The sequence below is a fragment of the Streptomyces sp. NPDC058240 genome, from assembly GCF_042882135.1.
Classification (GTDB): Bacteria; Actinomycetota; Actinomycetes; order Streptomycetales; family Streptomycetaceae; genus Streptomyces.
Genome location: NZ_JBHVWT010000112.1, coordinates 1 through 5,777, shown reverse-complemented (window position 1 = coordinate 5,777; position 5,777 = coordinate 1). Strand labels below are relative to the sequence as shown.

Annotated in this window: 6 protein-coding genes; 3 read left to right on the top strand and 3 right to left on the bottom strand. The window is 69.2% G+C overall.

Features of this window, described 5'->3' with window-relative positions:
• Window positions 1-165: 165 nt before the first annotated feature.
• Window positions 166-1,230: an alpha/beta hydrolase family protein gene (locus ACFVX4_RS41440; protein ID WP_389988504.1), complete on the bottom strand. Its 1,065-nt coding sequence runs from the start codon at window positions 1,228-1,230 to the stop codon at window positions 166-168.
• A 113-nt stretch (window positions 1,231-1,343) separates the two neighbouring features.
• Between ACFVX4_RS41440 and ACFVX4_RS41435 the strand changes: the two genes are divergently transcribed.
• Entirely contained in the window at window positions 1,344-1,979 is a 636-nt protein-coding gene (locus ACFVX4_RS41435; protein WP_389988501.1) for a GNAT family N-acetyltransferase, read from the top strand.
• 35 nt (window positions 1,980-2,014) lie between these two features.
• A complete protein-coding gene (locus ACFVX4_RS41430) occupies window positions 2,015-2,896 on the top strand; it encodes a PaaX family transcriptional regulator C-terminal domain-containing protein (protein ID WP_389988507.1) in 882 nt (293 codons plus the stop codon).
• A 160-nt stretch (window positions 2,897-3,056) separates the two neighbouring features.
• On the opposite strand, the gene ACFVX4_RS41425 is transcribed toward ACFVX4_RS41430, so the two are convergent.
• Entirely contained in the window at window positions 3,057-3,494 is a 438-nt protein-coding gene (locus ACFVX4_RS41425; RefSeq protein ID WP_389988498.1) for a hypothetical protein, read from the bottom strand.
• A 3-nt stretch (window positions 3,495-3,497) separates the two neighbouring features.
• The gene (locus ACFVX4_RS41420; RefSeq protein ID WP_389988496.1) at window positions 3,498-3,920 is read right to left on the bottom strand and encodes a hypothetical protein; all 423 of its coding nucleotides are present in this window, start codon (window positions 3,918-3,920) and stop codon (window positions 3,498-3,500) included.
• Window positions 3,921-4,079: 159 nt separating this feature from the next.
• Between ACFVX4_RS41420 and ACFVX4_RS41415 the strand changes: the two genes are divergently transcribed.
• On the top strand, window positions 4,080-5,642 hold the full coding sequence (locus ACFVX4_RS41415) for a tetratricopeptide repeat protein (RefSeq protein ID WP_389988493.1): 1,563 nt from the start codon (window positions 4,080-4,082) through the stop codon (window positions 5,640-5,642).
• The last annotated feature ends 135 nt before the right edge of the window (window positions 5,643-5,777 follow it).

The following is a 5,777-nucleotide window of genomic DNA, read 5'->3' as shown; positions in this document are numbered from 1 at the left end:
ACGACCGGGGATCAGGAAGGAACCGGCCGCACCACCAACCCTGCCAGCACCACCAAGCCGCTGTCAGCCCTCAACTACCAATGGGCAACAGGGTCGCCAGAGCCTTCAAAGCGCACCGCGTGGTACACGTGAACGTGCACCACGCGGGCCGAGCTTGCGGGAGTGTCATGGAGTGGCGTGGCTGTCTCGGCTGAGTTCCTTGAGGAACTGTCGTTGGCTGTCCAGGAATCCGTCCGCGAAGAGCGAGTGGGGGGAGAAGAGCGCGGTGAGCGTGATCTTGAGGTCCGACTGCTCAATGGACTGCTTGAGCAGTGAATGGGTCGCGTCCGGGTAACGCTTGACCGTCAATGCGCCACCTGTGTCCAGCACCTTGTGGTAGATGCGCTCCGTGTCGGCGGTGTCCACGTTGATGTCATGGCCTGCGAGGGTCAGCAGCACCGGTACGCCGCGCAGGGCGCGGAGGTCTTGCGTGGCGTCCGCGGTGTAGTTCTTGGAGATGAAGCCCCAGCGATCGGCGGTCATGCCGTCCGCGTCGCCGCCCATCGCCCTGACGTACTCCTCGAAGGTCGCGTGGCGCCCCAGCAGCCGGCGGGTGGTGTCGCTCCTGGCGACCTCCGCCTTGGTGCGGGCTGCTGATGCGCCGTCGGCGCGCAGTTCGGCGAGGAGGTTGTAGCGGCCCTGCTGGAGCCAGTTGATGGCGGGCGAGACGGCGATGACGAAGCTCACGGGCGTCTTGGCGGCGATCTTCGGCAGGACCCAGCCCGCCTGGCTGGCGCCCCAGAGCCCGATCCGGTCGCCGTCGATGTCCGGGCGGGCGCGGGCCCAGGCGATGGCGGCGGCTGCCTCGTTGGCCCGGTCGTCCATGGACTGGTCGAGCCAGTCGCCGGGTGCACCCGCGACGCCGGGCTTGTCCCAGGACAGGGAGGCGTACCCGGCCTTGGCGTTCGCCTCCCACATGGGCTTGTAACCGTCGTCGTGGGTAGCGTCGACAGGGCCGTCGCCGTGGACGTACACGACCAGGCCGTGGTGCTTGCGGCCGTCCCTGGGGATGGCCAGTACGCCGTTGAGGGTGTGGCCGCCGTGGCGGATCGCGACCCGCCGCTCGTCCATGTCGTAGGAGTTCTGCCACAGCACCACACCGACGAGGCCGGCAGCCACGACCAGGACCGTGACGAGTGACCACGCGACGATGCGGAGCCCGCGCTTTCGGGGCTGGGTCTTCGGGCACATGGGATGGCCACCTCTGTTTGGGTTTGAGTGGGCACTCAAACTATCATTATGAGAACGGACGTCGTGAGTCTGATAGATTTGAGTCTCGATTTCAGGGAGAAAGGGAGCACAGCATGGGACTGGACGCGACAGGTCCCGGGGCCGGACCGGTGACAGTGCGGCGGGGCGTTCCGGCCGGAGCCGAGCGGCGGGCGGCCGAGCTGTACTGGGACGCCTTCGGCCGCAAACTCGGTCCCGCCCTGAACCCGCCGGGCAAGGCGGTGCCCTTTATCGCCGCCCACCTGAACGCCGATCGCGCGGTCTGCGCACTCCTGGACGGGCAGCTCGTCGGCCTCGCCGGGTACCAGCACGGCGGGCGGGCCCTCACCGGGGGATCGGCTTGCGCCGTGCTGCGCGCGTACGGACACCTGCGAGGACTGCACCGACTCCTGCTCCTCGCCCTGTTCGAACGTCACCCGGCCCCCGGACAGCTCGTCATGGACGGCATCGCCGTGGATCCGGACATGCGCGGCCGGGGCGTCGGGAGCCTGCTCATCGAGGAAGTAGCCGCCGTCGCGGCGGAGCAGGACTGCTGGGAGATCAGACTGGACGTGATCGACACCAACCCGCGCGCCAGGGCCCTGTACGAGCGGCGCGGCTTCACGGCCGTACGGACCGAGCACACGCCCTACCTGCGCGGGCTGCTCGGATTCGGCGCGGTGACCACCATGCACCGCCCGGTCGGAACAAAAGGAGTGAGAGAACTGTGAGCGCCGAGACCGACCACGTCGAGGTCCCCACCCGCATGCTCGTCCACGCGCTGATCCGCGAGGACGGCACCGTCGACGCGGACGAGCTGTACACCGTCGCCAACACTCTGGGCATGAGCGACCAGCAGGTACGGCTGTGCATCAAACGCCTCGTGTCCGAAGGCCGATTCACCCACGAGGGCCGAGGCCGCAAGGCGGAGCTGCACGCGACCACGGACACCAAGCGTGCCCTCGCCCCCAACGCGGACTTCCTGCGGCACGCATTCCAACAGGACGCCGGGCTCGCACCCTGGGACGGTGTCTGGCACCTGGCCGCCTTCGCGGTGCCCGAATCGGCGCGCACCGCCCGGGACGCCCTGCGCGAGACGCTCGTCCACCTCGGTGGCGCCCCGCTCCAGGGCGGATTGTACGTCTGCGCCAACACGTGGGAACCGTACGTCGAAGAAGCGGCCCACCGCCTCGGCACCCACGGCGCGCTCACCCTCCTCACCACGACGGACCTGCGCAGGGGCGACACCCAAGAGCCTGCCGAACTCGCCCGACGTCTATGGCCCCTGGAGGAGATCGCCGACCGCTACTACCACCTCAGCCGCATCGCCCAGCCCCGCCTCGCCCGGCTCACCGGCCCTGCCGAACTCTCCTCATCCGCACTCCTCACCATCGCTGTCGAGCTGGCCGCCGAACTCACCCGCGCCATAGAGCCCGACCCGCTGCTGCCGCCTCAGCTCCTGCCCCAGCCCTGGCCCGGCACCCAGGCCCGGAAGCTCATCGCCCAGTGCTGGGCGGCCCTGCACGAACGCGACCAGGGCGAAGCCCGCCCGACTCTCTTCCGCCTCTACGCCGACATCACCCGAGAAACAGCAGACCGGGGCGCGAAACGGGCGAGAAGCTCAAGATCACCCCGCTCCCCGCGATGAATGCGCCCTTCGTCGAGAAGGTGGAACACAACCTGCGCCAGGCAGTGCTCCGCTCTGCCCGGGTACCCGGTGAGACCAGTGCCAAGTGCCCCGACGGTGTGGACGAGAAGGCCGGCGCGGTCAGCCAGTGCGTCGCCACGTACGAGGGGGCCGAGATTCCTTACGAGGTGAAGATCAGCGATTCGGCCAAGAAGGGCAGCTCACTCATTTTCTTCGACACCACTGAAGTTCCCCCCGATGTCAGGACAGCTTGATACTGGGACGTATGGGTCCCGGAGGAAGCAGTCCAGGTAGACCAGTCTGCGGCCAGACAGAGCCGTTCGGTCAGCAAGCCGAGAGCTTGGGCGACGAGTCCGGCCGCGGCAGCGCCAGCCAGTATCGCGGCCAGCAGCACCACTTGGCCGCCGACGGTGCTCGCGGCGGGGTGTCTGGCCCAGGCGGTGATCTGGTGGGTGAGGCGAGCCAGGTCGAAGGGGTGGAGGTGGCCCAGGGTGTGGCCGGTGGCGGCGACGGCGAGATAGAGGGCGCCGGGCAGGACAAGCAAGGACAGCCACCGCTCGGCGAGTTTGGTGCCCAGTTGGGACAGCAGGACGCCCACCGGTTACAGCCGTTCCCGGCGCAGCACGGTGCTGCTGATCGCGCACTGCGGCACCGGGGCGGTGGCCTGGGGCCACCAGTAGCGCGCGCACCGGCCTGCCGGACACAGATACACAAACTCGGCGCGGGTATTGCTGATCCCGGTATTGCTGATCCCGGCCGGCTGCAGCCCACGGGTGGAACCGGTGTGGTCGGTGTAGCCGTCCAGCCCCAGGGGGTCGCCGCTGGCCTGCAGGACCGCATGCAGCACGGAGAGCGTGCCCGCTACGTCCCCGCCGTTCCGTGCGGCGGCCAGCACCCGCTCCACCGGGCCTCCGTCGCCGCCCGGCCCTTCCCGCAGGTCCGCGCGGATCTCCTCCAGATGCGCGCACACCGCGGCCAGCCTCTGCACCCCGTCCGGCGCTGCCGCCTCGCCCCCGTCGGCCATGGGGTTTCCTCCCTGCCTGTTCTCGTCACTGGCCTGTCCCCGGCCAACTACGCTGGTGTGGCGTAGCGTTGGCCGGCACCACGAGGGTACGCGGGGATTCCTCCCGTGACTCCAGGGTGGGTATGCGACAGGGCGCATGGTTGACATCGGGGGGCAGGGGTGCTTGAGGAATGGCTGGCTGCGGTGTGGACCCGGCTGGGGCGGATCGCCGACACCGGCGATCTTTCCCCGGCACTGGAACCTCAGGCTCTCGCTGAGGCCCGACAGCTCACCGAACTCCTCCGCACCAACACCAGCGATCTAAGCGACGTAACAGCCTGGTACGCACTCGGCTGGCTCCATTTCCACCGGTACACGGCGCTCCCGGACAGCCAAGGCGGTGCAGACCTGGACGCCGCGGTGGAAGCGTTCACCCCCTGCTTCCTCACCGGCGCCAGCGGCCTGCCCGAGCCCCTCCTTCCACGGCTCGCCGACACCGCGGCACCGCACGCCGACGGCCTGCTCCAGCAGGCACTTGACTCCGCCGACCCGGACCTGCTCTCCAACGCCGTTGGCCTGTGGCAGCGCATCGCGCACGCCGCGCACGCCGACCACCCCGACCGAGCGGCGTATCTGAACTATTTCGGGAACGCACTGCACTCCCGGTTCAACCGGACCGGCGACCTGTCGGACCTGGAGCAGACCATCACCGCCCGACAGGAAGCCGTAGACACCACGCCCGCTGACCACCCCAACCGAGCCCTGTACCTCCAGAACCTCGGGGGCGCGCTGGGTGCCCGGTTCAGACGGGCCGGGGATCTGTCGGACCTGGACCAGGCCATCGACCTTCTCCAGGCCGCGATCCGGGCCACGTCCGCCGACTACCCCGAGCGAGCGGGGCGCCTGTTCCATCTCGGGAACGATCTGAGCTCCCGGTTCGAGCGGACGGGGGATCTGTCGGACCTGGACCAGGCCGTCGACCGTCTCCGGGCCGCGGTCCGAGCCGCGCCCGCCGACAATCCTGACCGAGCGGCGTACCTGAACAACCTCGGGAACGTGCTGCTAGCCGTGTTCACGCGGACGGGGGATTTGTCGGACCTTGATCAGGCCGTCACCGCCGGACAGGAAGCCGTACACGCCACACCCACCACCCACCCCGACCGGGCAGGACGGCTGTCCAACCTGGGGGGCGCGCTGCAGACCCGGCTCGGGCGGACGGGGGATTTGTCGGACCTGGACCGGGCCGTCACCGCCGGACAGGAAGCCGTACACGCCGCGCCCGCCAACCACCCAGGCCGGGCTGTGTTCCTGAACAACCTGGGGCTTGCGCTTCGGGTCCGGTTCGGGCGGACGGGGGATCTGTTGGACCTTGATCAGGCCGTCACCGCCGGACAGGAAGCCGTACACGCCGCGCCCTCCAACCCCGACCGGGCAGGGTACCTGTCCAACCTGGGGAGCGCGCTGCAGGCTCGGTTCGAGCGGACGGGGGATCTGTCGGACTTGGATCAGGCCGTTGACTGCCTCCGGGCCGCGGTCCAGGCCGCGCCCGCCGACCACCCCGACCGAGGAGGGTGCCTGTCCGGCCTAGGGTTTGCGCTTCGGGTCCGGTTCGGGCGGACGGGGGATCTGGCTGATCTGGACCGGGCCGTCACCGCCGGCCAGGAAGCCGTACACAGCACGCCCGCCGACCACCCCGGCCAAGCGGGGCTCCTAGCCAACCTGGGGGCCGCGCTGCTAGTGTGATGCGCCAGAAAAGGCGGTCTTAAGTCTGCTGCTGGTTTTCGGTGCTGGATGGGCTGATTTTGGTGAGGTAGTCGGCGAGGGATTTGAGGATCTCGTCGGCTGTCTTGGTCCAGGTGAACGGCTTCGGGTTCTCGT